Source organism: Eikenella sp. NML070372 (assembly GCF_001648415.1).
In the GTDB taxonomy this organism is placed as follows: domain Bacteria; phylum Pseudomonadota; class Gammaproteobacteria; order Burkholderiales; family Neisseriaceae; genus Eikenella; species Eikenella exigua.
In genome coordinates this window covers 774,698-792,950 of the sequence record NZ_LXSN01000004.1, presented here as the reverse complement: position 1 = coordinate 792,950, position 18,253 = coordinate 774,698, and the positions used below count along the sequence as shown (strand labels likewise).

The 18,253-nt window shown below is 55.8% G+C and carries 17 protein-coding genes and 1 pseudogene; 4 read left to right on the top strand and 14 right to left on the bottom strand.

What is annotated here, in order from left to right:
* Positions 1 to 63: 63 nt before the first annotated feature.
* A complete protein-coding gene (locus A7P97_RS05605) occupies positions 64 to 1,221 on the bottom strand; it encodes a class I SAM-dependent RNA methyltransferase (RefSeq protein ID WP_067530728.1) in 1,158 nt (385 codons plus the stop codon).
* Positions 1,222 to 1,381: 160 nt separating this feature from the next.
* On the opposite strand from A7P97_RS05605, the gene mutY reads away from it, so the two are divergent.
* Positions 1,382 to 2,398: an A/G-specific adenine glycosylase gene (gene mutY / locus A7P97_RS05600; RefSeq protein WP_067530727.1), complete on the top strand. Its 1,017-nt coding sequence runs from the start codon at positions 1,382 to 1,384 to the stop codon at positions 2,396 to 2,398.
* 277 nt (positions 2,399 to 2,675) lie between these two features.
* On the top strand, positions 2,676 to 4,844 hold the full coding sequence (locus A7P97_RS05595; RefSeq protein WP_067530726.1) for a TonB-dependent hemoglobin/transferrin/lactoferrin family receptor: 2,169 nt from the start codon (positions 2,676 to 2,678) through the stop codon (positions 4,842 to 4,844).
* Between the two features lie 136 nt (positions 4,845 to 4,980).
* On the opposite strand, the gene A7P97_RS05590 is transcribed toward A7P97_RS05595, so the two are convergent.
* From A7P97_RS05590 to hfq, 6 genes are all read right to left on the bottom strand, one after another.
* Positions 4,981 to 5,898: an EamA family transporter gene (locus A7P97_RS05590; protein ID WP_067530725.1), complete on the bottom strand. Its 918-nt coding sequence runs from the start codon at positions 5,896 to 5,898 to the stop codon at positions 4,981 to 4,983.
* A gap of 47 nt (positions 5,899 to 5,945) precedes the next feature.
* Entirely contained in the window at positions 5,946 to 6,197 is a 252-nt protein-coding gene (locus A7P97_RS05585; RefSeq protein WP_067447382.1) for a DUF1289 domain-containing protein, read from the bottom strand.
* A gap of 247 nt (positions 6,198 to 6,444) precedes the next feature.
* Positions 6,445 to 8,163, bottom strand: coding sequence for an arginine--tRNA ligase (argS, locus tag A7P97_RS05580; RefSeq protein ID WP_067530724.1), 1,719 nt, complete (start codon positions 8,161 to 8,163; stop codon positions 6,445 to 6,447).
* A gap of 143 nt (positions 8,164 to 8,306) precedes the next feature.
* The gene (locus tag A7P97_RS05575; RefSeq protein WP_082887613.1) at positions 8,307 to 8,600 is read right to left on the bottom strand and encodes a CrcB family protein; all 294 of its coding nucleotides are present in this window, start codon (positions 8,598 to 8,600) and stop codon (positions 8,307 to 8,309) included.
* Between the two features lie 13 nt (positions 8,601 to 8,613).
* The gene (locus A7P97_RS05570; protein WP_185737549.1) at positions 8,614 to 9,315 is read right to left on the bottom strand and encodes a 5'-methylthioadenosine/adenosylhomocysteine nucleosidase; all 702 of its coding nucleotides are present in this window, start codon (positions 9,313 to 9,315) and stop codon (positions 8,614 to 8,616) included.
* Between the two features lie 104 nt (positions 9,316 to 9,419).
* Positions 9,420 to 9,680, bottom strand: a complete 261-nt coding sequence (gene hfq, locus A7P97_RS05565) for an RNA chaperone Hfq (RefSeq protein ID WP_067438763.1) — start codon at positions 9,678 to 9,680, stop codon at positions 9,420 to 9,422.
* A gap of 289 nt (positions 9,681 to 9,969) precedes the next feature.
* On the opposite strand from hfq, the gene radC reads away from it, so the two are divergent.
* The gene (radC, locus tag A7P97_RS05560) at positions 9,970 to 10,671 is read left to right on the top strand and encodes a DNA repair protein RadC (protein WP_067531004.1); all 702 of its coding nucleotides are present in this window, start codon (positions 9,970 to 9,972) and stop codon (positions 10,669 to 10,671) included.
* A 158-nt stretch (positions 10,672 to 10,829) separates the two neighbouring features.
* On the opposite strand, the gene A7P97_RS05555 is transcribed toward radC, so the two are convergent.
* Positions 10,830 to 11,237, bottom strand: coding sequence for a hypothetical protein (locus tag A7P97_RS05555; protein ID WP_067530722.1), 408 nt, complete (start codon positions 11,235 to 11,237; stop codon positions 10,830 to 10,832).
* Positions 11,238 to 11,453: 216 nt separating this feature from the next.
* On the bottom strand, positions 11,454 to 11,930 hold the full coding sequence (gene greA / locus A7P97_RS05545; RefSeq protein ID WP_067531002.1) for a transcription elongation factor GreA: 477 nt from the start codon (positions 11,928 to 11,930) through the stop codon (positions 11,454 to 11,456).
* On the opposite strand from greA, the gene A7P97_RS10875 reads away from it, so the two are divergent.
* Positions 11,929 to 12,057: a hypothetical protein gene (locus A7P97_RS10875; RefSeq protein ID WP_003822788.1), complete on the top strand. Its 129-nt coding sequence runs from the start codon at positions 11,929 to 11,931 to the stop codon at positions 12,055 to 12,057. The two genes, greA and A7P97_RS10875, sit on opposite strands and share 2 nt — an antisense overlap.
* A gap of 102 nt (positions 12,058 to 12,159) precedes the next feature.
* On the opposite strand, the gene rnhA is transcribed toward A7P97_RS10875, so the two are convergent.
* From rnhA to sdhB, 5 genes and pseudogenes are all read right to left on the bottom strand, one after another.
* Positions 12,160 to 12,612, bottom strand: a complete 453-nt coding sequence (rnhA, locus tag A7P97_RS05540) for a ribonuclease HI (RefSeq protein ID WP_067530721.1) — start codon at positions 12,610 to 12,612, stop codon at positions 12,160 to 12,162.
* Positions 12,613 to 12,744: 132 nt separating this feature from the next.
* Positions 12,745 to 13,932 (bottom strand): 2-oxoglutarate dehydrogenase complex dihydrolipoyllysine-residue succinyltransferase, encoded by a 1,188-nt coding sequence (gene odhB, locus A7P97_RS05535; protein ID WP_067530720.1) that lies wholly within the window; start codon positions 13,930 to 13,932, stop codon positions 12,745 to 12,747.
* 96 nt (positions 13,933 to 14,028) lie between these two features.
* Positions 14,029 to 16,845: a 2-oxoglutarate dehydrogenase E1 component gene (locus tag A7P97_RS05530; protein ID WP_067530719.1), complete on the bottom strand. Its 2,817-nt coding sequence runs from the start codon at positions 16,843 to 16,845 to the stop codon at positions 14,029 to 14,031.
* Positions 16,846 to 17,629: 784 nt separating this feature from the next.
* Complete coding sequence (locus tag A7P97_RS05525; protein WP_067530718.1) at positions 17,630 to 17,848, bottom strand: succinate dehydrogenase assembly factor 2; 219 nt, start codon at positions 17,846 to 17,848, stop codon at positions 17,630 to 17,632.
* A 137-nt stretch (positions 17,849 to 17,985) separates the two neighbouring features.
* Positions 17,986 to 18,151, bottom strand: a pseudogene (sdhB, locus tag A7P97_RS05520) (succinate dehydrogenase iron-sulfur subunit); the annotation flags it as partial.
* Between the last annotated feature and the right edge of the window lie 102 nt (positions 18,152 to 18,253).

Genomic DNA, 18,253 nt, shown 5'->3' with positions numbered 1-18,253 from the left:
AGAGGGCTACCTGAAACAGGTAAACGGTTTTCAGGTAGCCTTTTGCCGAATGCCTAAACGCGGCTATTCTGCCTTGGGCGTGCGGTGGGAGCCGCGCACCATGTCGAGCAGGAACAGGCGGCAGTCGAGGTTGCCGTTGTAGAGGGGGATTTTGCGTTTGGGGGACAGGCGCATGAGTTTGGGCAGGTCGCGGTCGGCGGTGAGCAGGCCGCAGAGCCAGCCGGGGTAGTGCTGTTTGAGCCAGGAGCCGAGCTGGGGGTAGAGCGCATGCAGGGTTTGGATTTCTTCGAGGCGTACGCCGTAGGGCGGGTTGGCGAGGAGGATGCCGTTTTCGCCGTTGGGGCGGGTGTCGCGCACGTCGGCTACCTGAAAAACGATGTGCCCGGCCACTTGGGCTTCGCGGGCGTTGACGGCGGCGGTTTGGATGAGGCGGCGGTCAGTGTCGCTGCCGGCGATGGGGGCGGGAGCTTGCGGCAATACGGCGGCTTGGGCTTCTTGGCGCAGGCGCTGCCAGAGGCCGGCATCGAAGTTGTCCAGCTGCTCGAAACCGAAGCGGCGGTTGAGGCCGGGGGCGCGCCGTGTGGCGATGAGGGCGGCTTCGATGGGGAGGGTACCGCTGCCGCAGAAGGGGTCTTGGAAGGGCTGGCTGCCGTTGTAGCCGGCGAGCAGGAGCAGGCCGGCGGCGAGGTTTTCGCGCAGGGGGGCGGCGCCGGTGTCTTGGCGGTAGCCGCGTTTGAACAGGGCTTCGCCGCTGGTGTCGATAAAGATGGCGGCATGCTGCTCGCTGATGAAGGAGTGGATGCGGATGTGCGGATTGGCTTTATCTACGCTGGGGCGTTGGCCTTGGCTGCTGCGGAAGCGGTCGCACAGGCCGTCTTTGATTTTGAGGGCGGTAAAGTCGAGGCTTTTCACGCGGGCGCGTTTGCCTTCCACCTTGATTTTGAAGGTTTGCCCGGCATGAAACCAGTCTTCCCAACGAATGCTTTTGGCGGCGCGGTAAATGTCGTCTTCGCTGCGATAGGGTTGTTTGGCCAGTTGCAGCAGGATGCGGCTGGCAGTGCGGGAGTGGAGGTTGGCGCGGTAGGCGGCTTCTAGATTTCCTTGGCAGGATACGCCGCCGTCGGTGGGGGCGATGTGGGTGCAGCCTTGGGCGGCCAGCTCTTGGGCGAGGATGATTTCGAGGCCGCGCGGGCAGGTAGCGAAGAGGGTATGGATGGTCATGACTGGCAATCGGGGTTGGTTTGGGCTGCGATTATAGCGGGAAACCGGCAGATTGCGGCGGAAGGCTACCTGAAAACTATCCGGCGGCAGCTTGGGCAGTATCATTGCCATTTTAATCCGCTATACAATACGGGATTTTCGGTTTCAGGTAGCCTTATATATGAACACAGCTTTCTCCACCCGGCTGGTGCGCTGGCAAAAACAACACGGGCGGCACGGCCTGCCTTGGCAGGTGCGCGAGCCTTATGCGGTGTGGCTTTCGGAGATTATGCTGCAGCAAACGCAGGTGGCCACCGTGTTGGAATACTATCCGCGATTTCTGGCGGCGTTTCCAAACGTGGCCGCGCTGGCCGCGGCAGATGAAGACGAAGTGCTCGCGCTGTGGGCCGGGCTGGGCTACTACAGCCGCGCCCGCAATCTGCACGCGGCGGCCAAACAGGTGGTGCGCGATTTCAGCGGCCGCTTCCCTGATACGCGCCAAAGCTTGGAAACGCTCAAGGGCGTAGGACGCAGCACGGCAGCGGCGATTGCCGCCTTTGCCTTCGGCCGGCGCGAGGCGATTTTAGACGGCAACGTGAAGCGTGTTTTGTGCCGCGTGTTTGCGCAAGACGGGGCAATCGGCGACAAAAAATTCGAAACCGCTTTGTGGGATTTGGCCGAAAGCCTGCTGCCCGCAGCCGAGGACATGACCCCCTACACGCAGGGGCTGATGGACTTGGGCGCGCTGGTGTGCAAACGCAGCAAACCGCATTGCGATGCCTGCCCGATGGCGGAAATCTGCCTGGCCAAACAGCAAGGGCGGATTGCCGAGCTGCCGCGCAAGAAAAGCGCGGTGGAGGTAAAGGAAGTGGCGCTGTATTGGCTGGTGTTGCGCGACAAACAGGGCAGGGTGCTGCTGGAAAAACGCCCGTCCGGCGGCATTTGGGGCGGGCTCTACTGCGTGCCCTGCTTTGAGCGGCTGGATGATTTGTATGAACGCGCAGCCGCTTTCGGCGTGGCCGCGGAAGATTTGGCCGAAGGGGATTTGGTGAGCCACCGCCTCACACACCGCCTGTTGCAGATTACGCCTTTGCAGGCAAACGGCGTGGCGGCGGCCGCGGCACACGGTAGCCTGTGGGCCAATACGGCGGAATATGGTTTGCCCAAGCCGTTGGCAGAATATTTGCGGCGCGGGTAAAGTAAAAGGCTACCTGAAAACAGCACACTAATCCGCCAAAATTTTCAACACTGCAACAACTCACGTCCTGATACTTAATTTTCTTTACTTCTTTTTAAATAAAATATAGAATTATTATCAATTCTACTAAGGTAACAGCCTGATGAACAGGCTGTTTTTCATGCAGTCATCCCCATTCCGAGAACCAAACATGCATACTCCGCCCCATCCGCTTTCATGCCTACAGAGCCGCCTATTATCCGCCCTGTGCCTGCCAGCTATATTCGGTTTCATTGCTGTGCCTACTCAGGCGGCCGGTAAAAACAGCGATAGTGCCGTATTGCCCGTGATCGAAATCCGGGGGCAGCGTGCACTTTCTACCCTTGCCGGTCAATCCCGCCTTACCCGTGAAAATATCGACCAACAACAAGCAGACAATGTTGCCTCCCTTCTTGACCTGCTGCCTGGCACCAGCAGCTCCGGTTCGCCGCGCCCCGGCGGGCAAACCCTAAATATCTGGGGTTTCGGCGACAACGAAGACATCAAAATCTCTATCGACGGCGCTGCCAAAAACTTCGAACGCTACCGCCAAGGCTCGGTGTTTATCGAGCCGGAACTGCTACGCCAAGTAACGGTAGACAAGGGCTCATTTGACGTGTCGCGCGGCAACGGTGGCTTCGGCGGCGCAGTGAAGCTGGAAAGCCGAGATGCACGGGAGTTTTTGCGCGAAGGGCAAAATGTGGGCGGCCTTGTCAAAATCAGCCATCACACCAATGATGAACAATGGCAAACCAGCGCCGCCGTCTTCCTACAAAACAACAACCAAAGCTGGGACGGTTTGCTCTACACCTCCGTACGCCGTGGCCATGACATCCAACAACCCGACGGCGAACGCCTGGCCTATTCTGCCAACAACCAACAAAGCTTCCTCATCAAAAGTAACTACAGCCCCGCCCCCGAGCACCGCTTTACCCTTTCTGCCATGTATGGCCGCCATCACGCTTGGGAGCCCTTTGCCGCCAAACGTGGTGAGCTCGCTCGCCCATCCGAACGCGACATCCGTCTCTATGGCTTAGACGGTGCTTGGAAACGCAAACTGGTGTATCGACGCCAAGACGACCAAAGCTATTCCCTCAAATACCGCTACATGCCCGAAAATCCGTTATTCGATCTCACCATGCAACTCAACCATACAAAAACCGTGCAAGACGACGCCCGCCCGGAAAACGCTGGTTCCGGCTTCCTCGGCAGCATGGGCAATGAAAGCCACACTGCCTACCAAGATACCGGGCTCGACATCAGCAATATTAGCCACTTCAGTACTGGCCCGATGCAACACCGCCTCACTCTCGGCCTACAAACAAATCGCCACGTGCGCGAAGTGATGATGTACGACAAGAGCCGGCGGAATAATGCCAATTTCAACTACGGCCGTTTCCAGCCTTATTACATGCCCGCCGGCACGCAACAGCAAAACAGCTTTTACGTGCAAGACGAAATCCGCCTTGGCAACTGGACGTTCACCCCCGCCCTGCGCTACGACCACATCCATAACCAAGGCGAGCCTAATGTGGCACGCGGCTACAACACCCCTTCTGCTGGCCATGACTACCGCAGCAAAACCTACAGCAGCTGGTCGCCGTTTTTGGGCATCGCTTGGCAGCCCAACGACAACGCCCTACTATTTGCCAACGCCAGCCGCACTTGGCGCGCTCCTGTAATTGACGAACAATACGAAGTGCAATCCGCCACCAGCAGTGCCTCTGCCACCAGCCGCTATCTCGAACCCGAGCGACTCACCTCCTTCCGCCTTGGCGGCGTCCTGCGTTGGCAAAATCTGCTGCGCGAACAAGACAGCCTGCAACTGCGTACCACTTTGTTCCACAGCAGGGGGAAAGACGAAATCTTCAAAAACCGGGGTATCTTCTGCCGAGAGCAGCTGCCTAACCGTCCCAGCAGCGTTTGTGCCAAACCCATTGCCAACTACCGTAACCTCCCGGGCTACACCATACGCGGTGGCGAAATTGAAGCCTACTACGAATCCGACCACTGGTTTGCCGGCCTCACTTATTCCTTCATGCGCGGTAAACGCCAAGGCTCACCACGCAACCCTTGGCATGACCAAGATACCTGGCTCGCTGACATCCCTCCGCGCAAAGCTACTGCCACCCTTGGCGTACGGTTCCCTGCACAGGGTTTAACCTTTGGCTGGAAAGGCGAATTTATCCGCCGCCAAGACCGTTCACCCACCGATGGCGACCCAATGGCCGCCTACTGGGCGCTACCCAAATCCAAAGGCTACGCCCTGCACGGCCTATTTGCCGCTTGGCAGCCGCCGCACCACGAACAGTTCACTCTGCGTATCACCGTGGACAACCTGTTCAACCGCCGCTACGCCCCCTATCTTGGCGAAGCTGTGAGCGGCGTGGGGCGCAATATCAAAGGTAGCATGTCATGGCAGTTCTAACGGCAATCTTGTAATAAACAAACAAGAAATAGGCTACCTGAAAAATTGTTTTCTAGGTAGCCTTTGTATTGGCGTGGCAAAACAGCCGAATCGTTTTTCAGGTAGCCTTTCGGCTTCGATCAAGGCTACCTGGAACTTACATCGCAATGCCCATCTTCGCCAGCAGCCAATCCAAATAAAACAGGCTGTAAATCGCCGCGAGTGCCAACACAATGCCGGCTTGGTTCACTGCCGAAATCTTCTCCTTAAATGCCAGCGCGCCGGTGAGCGTACCCAGCACAATCACGCCCAAGTTCATGCTGGCAAATACCAAGGTTGGGTCGCCGGTAAAAGCATGGTGTGCCTTGATATAAAACAGCATATTGCCGAAATTCAGCAATCCCAGCAGCAGCCCGCCGGCAAAATCCACTGCTTTGAGCGGTTTGCCCTGCCGCCACACATAACCCCACATCAGCACACAAGCCAGTGCGAAGACTGCAAACAGATTCAGCGACATCGCCTGCCCAGTTTTGGATAACTGCTTAAACAAAATATCAATTACCCCAAAGCCCAGCCATACTCCCGCTAGCCAAAACATCCCGCCATCCTGCTTGCCCTTTCCCGGCTTATAGAGCAAAGCCGCTAGCGCGCTGAAAGCCAGCACAATGCTCATAATTTTATTACTGTTCAGCCGTTCGCCAAACAGCAGGAAAGCCGCCAACACCGGCAACACCAGCGACAGCCGCTGCGCCGCATCCGAACGCACAATCCCCGCCTGTTCCACTGCCCGTGCCATCACCACAAAAATGCTCGGCAACAACACGCCCAAGGCCAAAAACGGCCACAAGCCGCCAATATCCGCCCCGCGCAAGCTATCCAACGGCGGAGCAAGCAAAAACCAGCAGCAGGTCGTGGCCACAATATAATTCACCGCAATCGCATGCTCAATGTGAACCCCTTTTTTGCGTGCTATTTTCAGCAGAACAGAAACCGCCACGCTGCACAACACCGCTAAGGCGAGAAACTGCCATGTCCAAGAGGCGGGGGAAAAAGATAAAGCAGATAAAACCAGCATGATTGATGTTTAACAATAAATAGAGAGAGAATGGGGAAAATGGCGGCCTAGAAAAAATCGAAATCCATCTGTTCCGGCAGCTCGATAGAGACGGCCTGCTGTTTAACGGCCAACTGCAATAGCTTGTGCTTACGCAAACGGCACAGACGCAACACGTTCTGTTTTTGCGTGCCCGTAAGCTTCAGCCAATACAGCCGCTCCTTACGGCTGCGCAAACAGCCTTTGCAATACCCCTTGCTATTGGCCTGACAAACGCCGATGCAGGGGCTGGGAATGCTGAAAAATTCGAGTTGTTCCATGGTGTGTGCGAAACACTGCGCGAAGTCGGCATTGTATAGCAAGCGTTTGGGTGGAAGCCAGCGGCAGAAGGGGGTTGGCTGAATTTCAGGTAGCCTTTTCAAATGCCGTGCGGTAAGCTAAAAACGCGTAAGCACGCTCCACATCCCGTAAGGGGAAAGGCTACCTGAAAATAAACGTACGCAAAGCAATAGGCTACCTGAAAAGCAAAACTTTCAGATAGCCTGTTTGTCATGCGGCAATAAAGGCTTACATCACTTCCAGCGTGTCGATGCCCAAGAGGCTGAGGCCGGTTTGTAGGGTTTGGCCGGTGAGGGCGGCCAGCTGCAGGCGGGTGTTGCGGACGCTGCCTTCGGTTTTGAGGATGGGGCAGGCTTCGTAGAAGCGGGAGAACAGGCTGGCCACTTGGTAGAGGTAGGCGGCGAGATAGTGTGGATAGGAGCTGTCGGCCACGGTTTGCAGTACGTCTTCACACTTCAAGAGCTCGGTGGCGAGCTGGCATTCCAAAGGTTCGGTGAGCACGGGCTGTTCGGTTCGGCTCCATCCGCTGGCTTTTTTCAGCACGCTTTGCACGCGGGTGTAGGCGTATTGCAGGTAGGGGGCGGTGTTGCCTTCGAAGGAGAGCATATTGTCCCAATCGAAGATATAGTCGCTGGTGCGGTTTTTGCTCAAATCGGCGTATTTGACGGCGCCGATGCCGACGCTGCGGCCGATTTGGGCGGCGGTGGCGTCGTCCAGTTCGGGGTTTTTCTCTTTCACTAGGGCGGTGGCGCGCTCTACGGCTTCATCGAGCAGTTCAACCAGCTTCACGGTGTCGCCGCTGCGGGTTTTGAAGGGTTTGCCGTCTTTGCCCATCATGGTGCCGAAACCGATGAATTCGGCTTTCACGTTTTCCGGCAGGTAGCCTGCCAGGCGGGAAGTGGCAAAGAGTTGGCCGAAATGCAGGCCTTGGCGGTGATCTACCACATAAAGCAGGCGGTCGCCTTTGAGCCGGCCCACGTAATCGCGGATACAGGCCAAATCGGTGGTGGAATAGAGGAAGCCACCGCCTTTTTTCTGCACGATGTAGGCGGCAGGTTCGCCTTCTTTGTTTTTGAATTCGTCGAGGAAAACCACTTTCGCGCCGTCGTCTTCCACGGCCAGGCCTTTGGCGATTAAGTCGTTCACCACGGGTTGCAGGTCGTCGTTGTATTTGGATTCGCCGGCCACGTCTTCACGGGTGAGCAGCAAGCCGAGTTTGGCATATACTTTTTCGGCATGTTGCAGCGATATCTCCACAAACTGCCGCCACAGGGCGAGCACGGCTTCGTCGCCACCTTGCAATTTCACCACGTATTCGCGCGCGGTGTCGGCAAAGGCCGGGTCTTCATCGAAACGCACTTTGGCGTTGCGGTAGAACTGTTCCAAGTCGGCCAGTTCGAAATGTTCGTTTTGCGCCTGCTGTTCCACCAAATAGGCCACCAACATGCCGAATTGGGTGCCCCAGTCGCCCACGTGGTTTTGCGCAATCACATGGTGGCCGAGGAAGGAGTGGACGCGGTTTAAGCTGTCGCCGATGATGCTGGAGCGCAGGTGGCCGACGTGCATTTCTTTGGCCAGATTGGGCGAGGAATAGTCGATGATGATGGTTTGCGGTGCAGCAGCCAGCGCCACGCCGAGGCGGCTGCTTTGTAGGGCAGCGTGCACTTGCTTGGCCAAAAACTGCGGGTTCAGGCGCAGGTTGATGAAGCCGGGGCCGGCTACTTTGGCGGAGGCAATCAGCTCGTTGCCGGCCAGAGCTTCAGCCACTTTCTGCGCTAGTTCACGCGGGTTTTGTTTACGCTGTTTGGCAGCACCCATGACGCCGTTGATTTGGAAATCGCCGAATTCGGGGTTTTTAGCCGGCTGCAACACTACTGGTGCGCCTTCGATACCGGCGGCGGCAAAGGCCTGTTCGGCTTCGCGGTTGAGGAGTTGGGATAAGTTCATGATGTTTTCAGCTTTTGTAGATATAACGATAAAAAAATCTGTGATTTAGGTTCGGAGCACGGCAACGGCGGCCAGCAAAGTGGCGGCAATGCCGCACACGGTGTGCAATGCAAGAATCAAGCCGGCGTGCAGCCAGTCTTTATTCAAAAGGCGTTCAGATACTTTACTTCGCCGGAAAGTACGGGAAAGGTGGTGAGGCTGCCGAGAAAGCCGACTGCCAGTGCGTTTTGCAGAGGTGGAGCAAGCGGCTTGCCGACCAACAGCAAGCCCAATATTATGCCGGCCAGCAGGCAGCCGATCAGATTGGCCAGCCAGGTGCCGAAAGCGAATTGGGCAAACAGTGGATTGAAATGCAAACCCAGCTGCCAGCACAATAAGGCGCCGAGAGCGGCACCGACAGCAATCAGGGCAGGCTGGCTGTAAAGCGGCAGGTTCATTTTTCAGGTAGCCTCAAAGTGCAGCAATCAGCTGCAACACCATTTTGGCTGAATGCACGGAAGCGGTTTTCAAAAAAGTTTCGAAGTTGGTGTCGGCTTTTTCGTCGGCGAGGTCGGAAATGGCACGGATAACCACAAACGGTACGCCGAATCGGTGGCAGCTTTGGGCGATAGCGGCGGCTTCCATTTCTACTGCCTGTACGTCGATAAAATGGCGGCGTACCTCAGCCACGGATTCGCTACTGTGCACGAACTGATCGCCACTCACGATTAAACCACGGTGCACGGCAGCGTGCTCGAATACGGCGGCAGCTTTTTCGGCAGCGGCGCATAGGGCAGAATCGGACTCGAAGCGTGCAGGCATACGCGGTACATGACCGATGGCGTAGCCGAAGGCGGTAACGTCCACATCGTGATGCGCGGTTTGCGTGCCGATCACTACATCCCCCACTTTTAGTTCGCCACCCAAGCCGCCAGCACTACCGGTGTTGATGACGAAATCGGGTTGATGACGTTGCAGCACCAGGGCGGTGCTAAGTGCGGCATTGACTTTGCCGATGCCGCTTAAGGCCAACACAACATTTTTACCGGCGTATTCGCCGCAGTAGATATCGAAATCGGCCACGTGATCGTTGCACAGGTTTTGCAGGCTCTCTTTGAGCAGGGCAATTTCCGGCGGCATGGCGCCGATAAGGGCGATGGTTTGGGACATAATAGAGTTCTTTCAAGCCGCCTGCGTGGGCAATAGATGCGGGCGGTGTATGGATAAGCAAAAACGCACTGCCTGTGAGCAACAGCCAGTGCGCTGGGGATGCCTACTTATTGCTCGGCTTCGGCTGCAGGTTTCTGATCTGCGGGTGGCTGCAGGCTCACGGCGCGTGCCGGAACAATGGTGGAAATCGCGTGTTTGTACACCATTTGCGTTACCGAGGTGTTGCGCAGCAGTACCACATATTGGTCAAACGACTCTACCTGGCCTTGCAGTTTGATGCCGTTCACCAAATAAATGGATACCGGTACATGTTCTTTACGCAGTGCGTTTAAAAAAGGATCTTGTAACATTTGTCCTTTGGTTGCCATAGTTTTTTACTCCGATTATTTTTGTTCAAACTTTTTCAGGTAGCCTTGCTTAGCGGGATGCTTTCCGCACGGGCGGCCGAAAACTGAGAAAGGTGGCGAATTGTAGCTGTTTGGCACGGCTTTTTCCAACTTTTTTACGCAAGCGGTGGATGAGTAAAGTTCTTTTTATGAGGCAGGTCAAATTATATGCGCTGCCGGCTTGCTTCGGCGGAATTGTTTATAAGCGTTGGCACCTCGCTGCTCCTGTATAATTCTGCATTTAACGAAACACATGAAAAGGGAAGTTAAGATGGGGATCAAGCATTGGCCGGAAAACGAGCGGCCGCGCGAGAAGCTGCTGCATCGCGGTGCGGGAGCATTAAGCGATGCGGAACTGTTGGCCATCCTGTTGCGGGTAGGCACGCAGGGGATGAGCGCAGTGGATTTGGCTCGTTATCTGCTGCAGGAGTTCGGTTCGCTCAACCGCCTGTTTTCCGCACCCGTCGCCGAGCTGACGATGCATAAGGGCATGGGCGAGGCGGCGTATTGCCAGTTTGCTGTAGTGCGAGAAATCGGGCGAAGGCTGTTGGCGGAAGAAATGCGCGCCACACCAGCCTTCACTTCTCCGGAGTCGGTAGCGGATTATCTGGTGTTGCAACTGGCGCATGAGCCGGTGGAAGTGAGTGTGGCGTTATTGTTGAGCAGCAGCAACCGGCTGATTGCATTTAAAGAATTGTCGCGTGGCACAGTAGCGGAAAACACAGTGTATATTCGAGAAGTGGCCCAGCTGGCCTTGCAACACCATGCTGCTTCGCTGATTATCGCACACAATCACCCTGGTGGTTCGGCCGAGCCTTCGGCGGCAGATTTGGCCTTCACCAGCCAACTGCAACAGGCGTTAGCGCTGCTGGAGGTACGATTGCTGGATCACTTTATTGTGGCGGGCAATCGGGCAGTGTCTTTTGCCGCAAACGGATGGTTGCCGGAATTGGCAGGGGGTGGGGCTGCCTGAACTAGGTATTTTGTTTTGAATCGATGTATAGCGACGAAGCAGTATTGGAAAGGGCTACCTGATTATTCAGATAGCCTTTTGCTTTTCAGGTAGCCTTCAGCTTTGAAGAGGCTAGCTGAAAATAGTTTACTGTATTTTAAGAGGATAATCATTATATCTTAGCATATTATACCTTGGCGGCGGCTGTTGGGTTCGTATTCTTCCGGCAGGGTGTCGAGAAAGCCCCGGCCGAAGCCTTTGAGGATGCTGAATTCTTCAGTAATTTTTACCAGGCGAGGCCGCAGGGGAGAAGTGGCGATGGCAAAGATAAGGCAGAAGGCGATGATGCTGAAATACCACATGGCTATGAGAGTTGAGGAAAAATAGTTGCTTAAGGATGGAATGAATAGCGCAGTGAGTGGCAGCAACATCAATACCAGCACGATGGCGGGCACGCCCCAAAACAGCCAGCGCATCTGTTTTTGGTGCTGCGGGCAGAAGGTGGGATGGATGGGGAGGCTTTTCCGGACGGCAAGGGCAATAATCAGTGCAATTGGCCAAGAAACGAACAAAAGTGGGATAAGCAACAGATTCCAAGCGGGATGATACCAATACAATTTGCGCGGCCGCCGCTGCGGTTCAGCTGCTTCGCCACAACGGGTGCAGCGGTGGGGCAGATCAGCGCCTTCGGGTAGGAAGACGCGTTTGCCCTCCCGCCAACATTCAGTAGTGCTTTGCGGCAGGTATTCTTGGCTTTGCGGAGCCTGAGGGATTGAAATTCTGGTCCATTTCGCCGCTGACTACTAGATATACAGCACTTCGATAACTTCGTACTCTCTGATGCCGCCAGGTGCCTGCACTTCGGCCACGTCACCTTCTTCTTTGCCGATAAGGGCGCGGGAAATGGGCGAGCTGATGGAGATTTTGTTGTCTTTAATATCAGCCTCGTCATCGCCGACGATTTGGTAGCGCACTTGGGTTTCGTTTTCCAAGTCTTCCAGCACTACGGTGCAGCCGAATACGATTTTGCCTTCGGCGTGGATTTCGGTGGGGTCGATGATATGGGCCGCGGAGAATTTGTTTTCCAGTTCGGAAATACGGCCTTCGATGAAGCCTTGTTTTTCTTTGGCTGCTTCGTATTCGGCATTTTCAGACAAATCGCCGTGGGTGCGGGCTTCGGCAATGGCTTCGATAATGGCGGGGCGTTCAACGCTTTTAAGATACTGCAATTCTTGCTTGAGCAGTTCGGCGCCGCGTACGGTTAATGGAATCTTTTGCATGATTTTCTCCACAAGGGCTGCGGGGCAGCCGTTTTTACATAAAAATGCAAGCCGCCTGGTGCCGGCGGCTTGTGAACTCAAATTTTTAGCCAATCAAACGCAGAATTGGAAGCTGCGTTTTGATTGACTGTATGGGTTGCCATTCTATCAGATGGCGGGCGGAACGCCAACTGTGGGAAGAGGCGGCTGGCGGTGGGGGATTTTGTGCCAATAATTTGATTATTGGTATTTATTGTTGTTCATTGGATATCTTGGCGGCACCTTGGTTGGCCAGTTGGTCGGCACGCTCGTTTTCGGGGTGGCCGGCATGGCCTTTCACCCATTGCCAGGATACTTGGTGGCGGGCGACTTGTTGGTCGAGCTGCTGCCACAGTTCGGCGTTTTTCACGGGTTGTTTGGCGGAAGTTTTCCAGCCGTTTTTCTTCCAGCCGTGTATCCAGCTTTCCATGCCACTTTTCACGTATTGGGAGTCGGTGTGGACGGTTACCCGGCAGGGGCGGTTGAGGGCTTCGAGGCCGCGGATCACGGCGGTGAGCTCCATGCGGTTGTTGGTGGTATCGGCTTCGCCGCCGCAGAATTCTTTTTCATGGCGGCCGTAGCGCAGCAGCACGCCCCAGCCGCCTGGGCCGGGATTGCCTTTGCAGGCGCCATCGGTGTAGAGGTGAACGGTGGTGGTGGTCATGGTGTTTGGTTGGGGCTACCTGAAAGTTTCAGGTAGCCTTTAGTGTGTTTGATGTGGCAAAAGAGTAAGGCTACCTGAAAAAAAGGTTTTCAGGTAGCCTGATGTGGCTAAGCGCTTAGATTTTAGAAACCGTTAGATTTCCAAAATCAGGCGGGCCGGGTCTTCGAGGGCTTCTTTGATGGTAACCAAAGTGAGCACGGCTTCGCGGCCGTCGATGATGCGGTGGTCGTAGGAAAGGGCCAGATACATCATCGGGCGCACCACGACTTGGCCGTTTTCCACTACAGCGCGCTCTTTGGTGGCGTGCATGCCCAAGATGGCGGATTGCGGCGGGTTGATGATGGGGGTGGACATCATTGAGCCGAAGGTGCCGCCGTTGGTGATGGAGAACGTACCACCGGTGAGGTCTTCGATGGCGATTTTGCCGCTCTTGGCTTTGTTGGCATAGTCCACGATAGCCAGTTCGATGTCGGCAATGCTCATCTGATCCACGTTGCGCAGAATCGGCACCACCAGACCGCGTGGGCTGCCCACGGCGATACCGATGTCGAAGTAGCCATGGTAAACGATGTCGTTGCCGTCAATCGAAGCGTTTACGGCGGGGAATTTCTTCAGCGCGGCCACGGCGGCTTTCACGAAGAAGGACATGAAGCCCAGTTTCACGCCATACTGTTTCTCGAACTTCTCTTTGTATTTGGCGCGCAAATCCATAATCGGCTTCATATTCACCTCGTTGAACGTGGTGAGGATGGCGTTTTGTGATTGGGATTGCAGCAGGCGTTCGGCCACGCGCTGGCGCAGGCGGCTCATCGGTACGCGCTGTTCCACGCGGTCGCCCAGCGGCACAGCCACGGCCGGGATGGCAGCGGCTTTGGGAGCTGCGGCAGGCATAGCAGCCACGTCTTCTTTCAGCACGCGGCCGTCGCGGCCAGAACCTTGTACGCCGGATACGTCCACGCCTTTTTCGGCCGCCAGTTTGGCGGCAGCGGGCATAGCCACGCCGGCGCGCGCACCAGCGGCAGCCACATGGCTTGCTGGCTCGGCGGCTTGGGCGGCAGCCGGGGCTGCTTCTGCTGCTTTGGCTTCGGTGTCGATTTTAGCCAACAGCTGGCCGGCGGTAACGGTGGCGCCGTCTTGTTCGATGATTTCCACAATCACACCAGCCTGCTGGGCGGGCAGCTCGAGCACAACCTTGTCGGTTTCGAGGTCGATCAGGTTTTCGTCGCGGTTCACATAGTCGCCCACCTTCTTGTGCCAGCTCATCAGGGTGGCTTCAGTAACGCTTTCCGGCAGCGGGGGTACGGTGATTTCGATAATCATGGTTTTATCCTTTAATGAATTGAAAAATGGGTAAATCGTGTTCTGAGGAGGCTACCTGAAAACGGTTTGGCATGTTTCAGGTAGCCTTTTAGTGCTTTAGAACTTCATCGCGTCTTCAAGCAGGCCGTCCAAACCGGCTTTGTGTTTCACTGCATAGCCGACGGCGGGCGAGGCGCTGGCCGGGCGGCTGGCGGTGGTGAGGCGCTGGTTGGCGCCGAGCACTTTTTCCAGACGGTGGCGGATTTGATACCAAGCACCTTGGTTTTTCGGCTCTTCCTGCGCCCACATGATTTCGGTGGCGTTCGGGAAGCGTTTGAGCTCGGCAGCCACTTCTTCGTAGGGGAAGGGATAGAGCTGCTCGACGCGGACGATGGCGATGTCTTTTTCCAAGCCTTTGTCGGCGCGGGCTTTGGCCAAATCGTAGTACACCTGGCCGGCACACAGAATCACGCGTTTCACATCTTGGTCGCGACCCTGTACGGTGTCGCCGATAACGAGGCGGAATTCGCCGTCGGTGAAGTTGGCCAGCGGGCTGCAGGCGTCTTTGAGGCGCAGCAGGCGTTTGGACATGAAAATCACCAGCGGTTTGCGGTAGGGGCGTAGAATCTGGCGGCGCAGGGCGTGGAACATCTGTGATGCTTCAGACATCATCAGCACTTGGATGTTTTCTTCGGCACACAGTTGCAGCCAGCGTTCTACGCGGGCGGAAGAGTGCTCCGGGCCTTGGCCGTCGTAGCCGTGCGGCAGGATAACGGTGAGGCCGCACCAGCGTCCCCATTTGGTTTCGCCGGAGGTGATGAATTGGTCGATGGCGATTTGCGCACCGTTGGCGAAGTCGCCGAACTGGGCTTCCCAAATCACCAGGTCTTCCGGTGCGGAGGAGGCATAGCCGTATTCGTAGGCCATCACGGCTTCTTCGTTCAGGATGGAATCGATTACGTTGAAGCGGCCTTGTTTTTCGCCGATGTGTTGCAGCGGGATATACACGCCGCCGGTGCGTTCGGCACGGTTTTGGTCGTGCAGTACGGCGTGGCGGTGCGAGAAGGTGCCGCGGCCGGAGTCTTCGCCGGAAATGCGGATGTCGTGGCCGGCTTCGAGCAGGCTGGCGTAGGCGATGGTTTCGGCCATACCCCAGTCAATAGGTTGCTCGCCAACAGCCATGGCTTTGCGGTTGTCGATGATTTTGCTCACGGTGTTGTGCAGCTTCACATCGGCCGGGATAGTGGTGAAGCGGCCGGCCAGGCGTTTGATTTCGGCAGCAGGCAGAGCAGTTTTCACCGGAGTGCGCCAGCTGATGGGCTGGTATTTGCTCCAATCCACAGCGTGTTCGCGTTTCTGTTCTGGCAGGATTTCCTGGATGCGGTCGCCTTTATCCATCGCGGCGCGGTAGTCGCTGATGAGTTTTTCGGCTTCTTCCTTGGTTACCACGCCTTCTTTAATCAGCTGCTCGGCATACACGGCGCGGGAGCCGGGGTGTGCGGCCACTTGTTTGTACATCAAGGGCTGGGTCAGCGTAGGATCGTCGCCTTCGTTGTGGCCGAGTTTGCGGTAGCACACCAAATCGATCACGATGTCTTTCTGGAAGGTAGTGCGGTAGTCCAGTGCGATTTGGGCGGCGTGGCACACGGCTTCCGGGTCGTCGCCGTTTACGTGCAGAATCGGCGCGCTCACCATCTTGGCGATGTCGGTGCAATACAGAGTAGAGCGGGTATCGTGCGGGTCGGAAGTGGTGAAGCCCACTTGGTTATTGATCACGAAGTGGATGGTGCCGCCGGTGCTGTAGCCGCGAGTTTGCGACATATTGAAGGTAGATTGGTTCACGCCCAAGCCGATGAAGGCGGAATCGCCGTGGGTAAGGATGGGCAGCACTTGTTTACGGCCTTCAGCACCGCGGTGGTCTTGGCGGGCGCGTACGGAGCCTTCAATCACAGGATTAGTGATTTCCAAGTGTGAGGGATTGTAGGCCAAAGACAGGTGCACCGGGCCGTGCGGGGTGGGCACATCAGAGCTGAAGCCCATGTGGTATTTCACGTCGCCGCTGGGGAATTTGGCGTCCACTTTGCCTTCGAACTCGTCGAAAATAGCTTGTGGTGCTTTGCCCATGGTGTTTATCAACACGTTCAAGCGGCCGCGGTGTGCCATGCCGATTACGATTTCCTGCACGCCTTTTTCGGTGGAGGCGCGAATCAGATGGTTCAGCGCGGGCACGGTGCTTTCGCCGCCTTCGAGCGAGAAGCGTTTCTGGCCCACATAGCGGGTGTGCAGATAGCGCTCCATGGTTTCGGCGGCGGTGATTTCTTTGAGGATGCGGCGTTTGGTTTCGGCGTCAAACTGCGGGCGTGCTCCGTTGGCTTCCAAACGTGCCTGCAGCCATTCGCGCTCGGCGGTATCGGGAATGTGCATATATTCCAGCGCCAGGGGGCCGCAATAGATTTGTTTCAGATGGCGGATGATTTCGGCCAAGGGCAGCTTGGGGCTACCTGAAAGATCGGTGCCGACATGGAAGGGCGTATTCATGTCGGCATCGCTTAGGTCGTAGGTTTTGGGGTCGAGCTCGGGCAGTTGTCTGATATGGGTGCGGTCGAGCGGGCTGAGATCGGCAGCACGGTTGCCCAAAGAGCAGTAGGCGGAAATCAGGCTCAACACGGCCACCTGTTTTTGCATGGCAGCAAAATCCACGCCGCCTGCGGCTGCGCCGCCGCGCTGCTGTGCCAAGTTGGCAAAGGCTTCCTGAATCGGGCGGTGCGCCACATCTTTCGGGGTGCTGCCGGGCAGGGCGGCCACTTGGTCGAAATACTGCCGCCATTGGCTGTCCACGGAGTCAGGGGAGCTCAGATAGGCTTCGTACAAATCTTCAATATACGGGACGTTGGTACCGTATAGGTAGGACAAACTACTTTGTTCTTTCATCATGGCAAGATCCTTATTGAGGTGAAGGTTTGAAGAGCAGCACGTTTGCTTATCAGGCTGCCTGCCTAAGCGGGCAGCCTTTATCCTATCTGCAGCGAATGCCGATTCCGAATCGCCACACGGCGGGTGGATAAAAATGAGTATGGCGATTCGGAATAAGCATTTTCAGGTAGCCTTTTGCCGGCAGCCTGATTGCGCTTGGCGCAGGAAATTGTTTGTTTGGAAAGGGGGAGAATGGAGAATCTGGCGCGGTGGAATAGCCAGGGAGGGGAATATGATAAAAACTCGAAGCTGGCTACCTGAAAAGGTTGTTCTTTCTGTCGCTAAGATTCTGGAGTCAGTCCGGTCTTCCGTTGAGTTTTAGGGGTTTACCGTGCGACGGCAGGTGTATTTTTTACTTCCGCTCGGTAAGGCCTGTTCGGTAAGGCTCCAAGATGCCAGTATAACGATTGAATAATACGGCCTGACATGGTGAACGTCAATAAGAATAATCCCTTTATACTGCCGGCGCAGAGGAGTGGGCGCGAGTTGGTGGTGCAGAGCGAATACTAAAGGGATGGTTGACTGTTGATTAAACAGGAAAGATGCGAGAAAGAGGCTACCTGAAAACCGGAATGTTAAAGTTGCTTGCGGCGTGTTTGAGTGCCGGCTGTGGTCGATAAAGAAAAAGGCTACCTGAATGTTTAGCTTTGCAGAATCCATGCTGCGATTTCAGGTAGCCTTATGTGTCTAAACTTCGTTAAAGCTAAGCTTTCAGGTAGCCTTAACGGAAAGTAGCTCAAGCAGTTCATCGGCTGTTACGGATTTTGCCTAATAAGGATTCGCTCTTGGCATCGGCAGCAAGGTTTTGGCCGTTGACTTGGGCGAATAATTCGGAGTCGGGCGAGGTGAGCAGCTTGGTGAATACGGCCAGCTTGGTACCACTCAGGCGGCTGAACTTGGCGGCCATGAACTGCTTAAGCAGGATGCCGAGCCCCAGAAGGCCGCGCTGGGTTTGGAAGCGCAGGTGGCGTTTGGCGGTGTCGTCAAAGGTGGCATGGTTTTATTAGTAGGGGATTAGTTAAATCAGGAGAAAGCATGGCCTCGGGCGGTACAGCCAGTACGGCTAGGCTGGCCAAGGCCGTACTGGTTCAAGGTAATCCGCTATACCACGCGTTTGAGCATGATTTTCTTTGATTTTGCCGATGGCGCGGGTGGTTTTGAGGTGTTTGGATCGAATGTTCACGCAGTTCACAATGGTGTGGCAGCGGAACAGGTGGTAGGGGTCGTTGGGGTGGTTCAAAAATTCGTTGGTGATCGTGTCGCGGGCGTGTGTTGAACTACCGCTTAATAGTAACTGCATATAGTACCTCAATCGTCTTCTGGCAGTTGTAACAGCAATATGTTGGTAAATAAAAAGGTCACCTAAAAA

Coding starts and splice junctions, on each gene's coding strand:
- A7P97_RS05605 (WP_067530728.1), bottom strand. CDS start 1,221: ATGACCATCCATACCCTCTTCGCTACCTGCCCGCGCGGCCTCGAAATC.
- mutY (WP_067530727.1), top strand. CDS start 1,382: ATGAACACAGCTTTCTCCACCCGGCTGGTGCGCTGGCAAAAACAACAC.
- A7P97_RS05590 (WP_067530725.1), bottom strand. CDS start 5,898: ATGCTGGTTTTATCTGCTTTATCTTTTTCCCCCGCCTCTTGGACATGG.
- A7P97_RS05585 (WP_067447382.1), bottom strand. CDS start 6,197: ATGGAACAACTCGAATTTTTCAGCATTCCCAGCCCCTGCATCGGCGTT.
- argS (WP_067530724.1), bottom strand. CDS start 8,163: ATGAACTTATCCCAACTCCTCAACCGCGAAGCCGAACAGGCCTTTGCC.
- A7P97_RS05575 (WP_082887613.1), bottom strand. CDS start 8,600: ATGAACCTGCCGCTTTACAGCCAGCCTGCCCTGATTGCTGTCGGTGCC.
- hfq (WP_067438763.1), bottom strand. CDS start 9,680: ATGGCAACCAAAGGACAAATGTTACAAGATCCTTTTTTAAACGCACTG.
- radC (WP_067531004.1), top strand. CDS start 9,970: ATGGGGATCAAGCATTGGCCGGAAAACGAGCGGCCGCGCGAGAAGCTG.
- A7P97_RS10875 (WP_003822788.1), top strand. CDS start 11,929: ATGATTTTCTCCACAAGGGCTGCGGGGCAGCCGTTTTTACATAAAAAT.
- greA (WP_067531002.1), bottom strand. CDS start 11,930: ATGCAAAAGATTCCATTAACCGTACGCGGCGCCGAACTGCTCAAGCAA.
- rnhA (WP_067530721.1), bottom strand. CDS start 12,612: ATGACCACCACCACCGTTCACCTCTACACCGATGGCGCCTGCAAAGGC.
- odhB (WP_067530720.1), bottom strand. CDS start 13,932: ATGATTATCGAAATCACCGTACCCCCGCTGCCGGAAAGCGTTACTGAA.
- A7P97_RS05530 (WP_067530719.1), bottom strand. CDS start 16,845: ATGATGAAAGAACAAAGTAGTTTGTCCTACCTATACGGTACCAACGTC.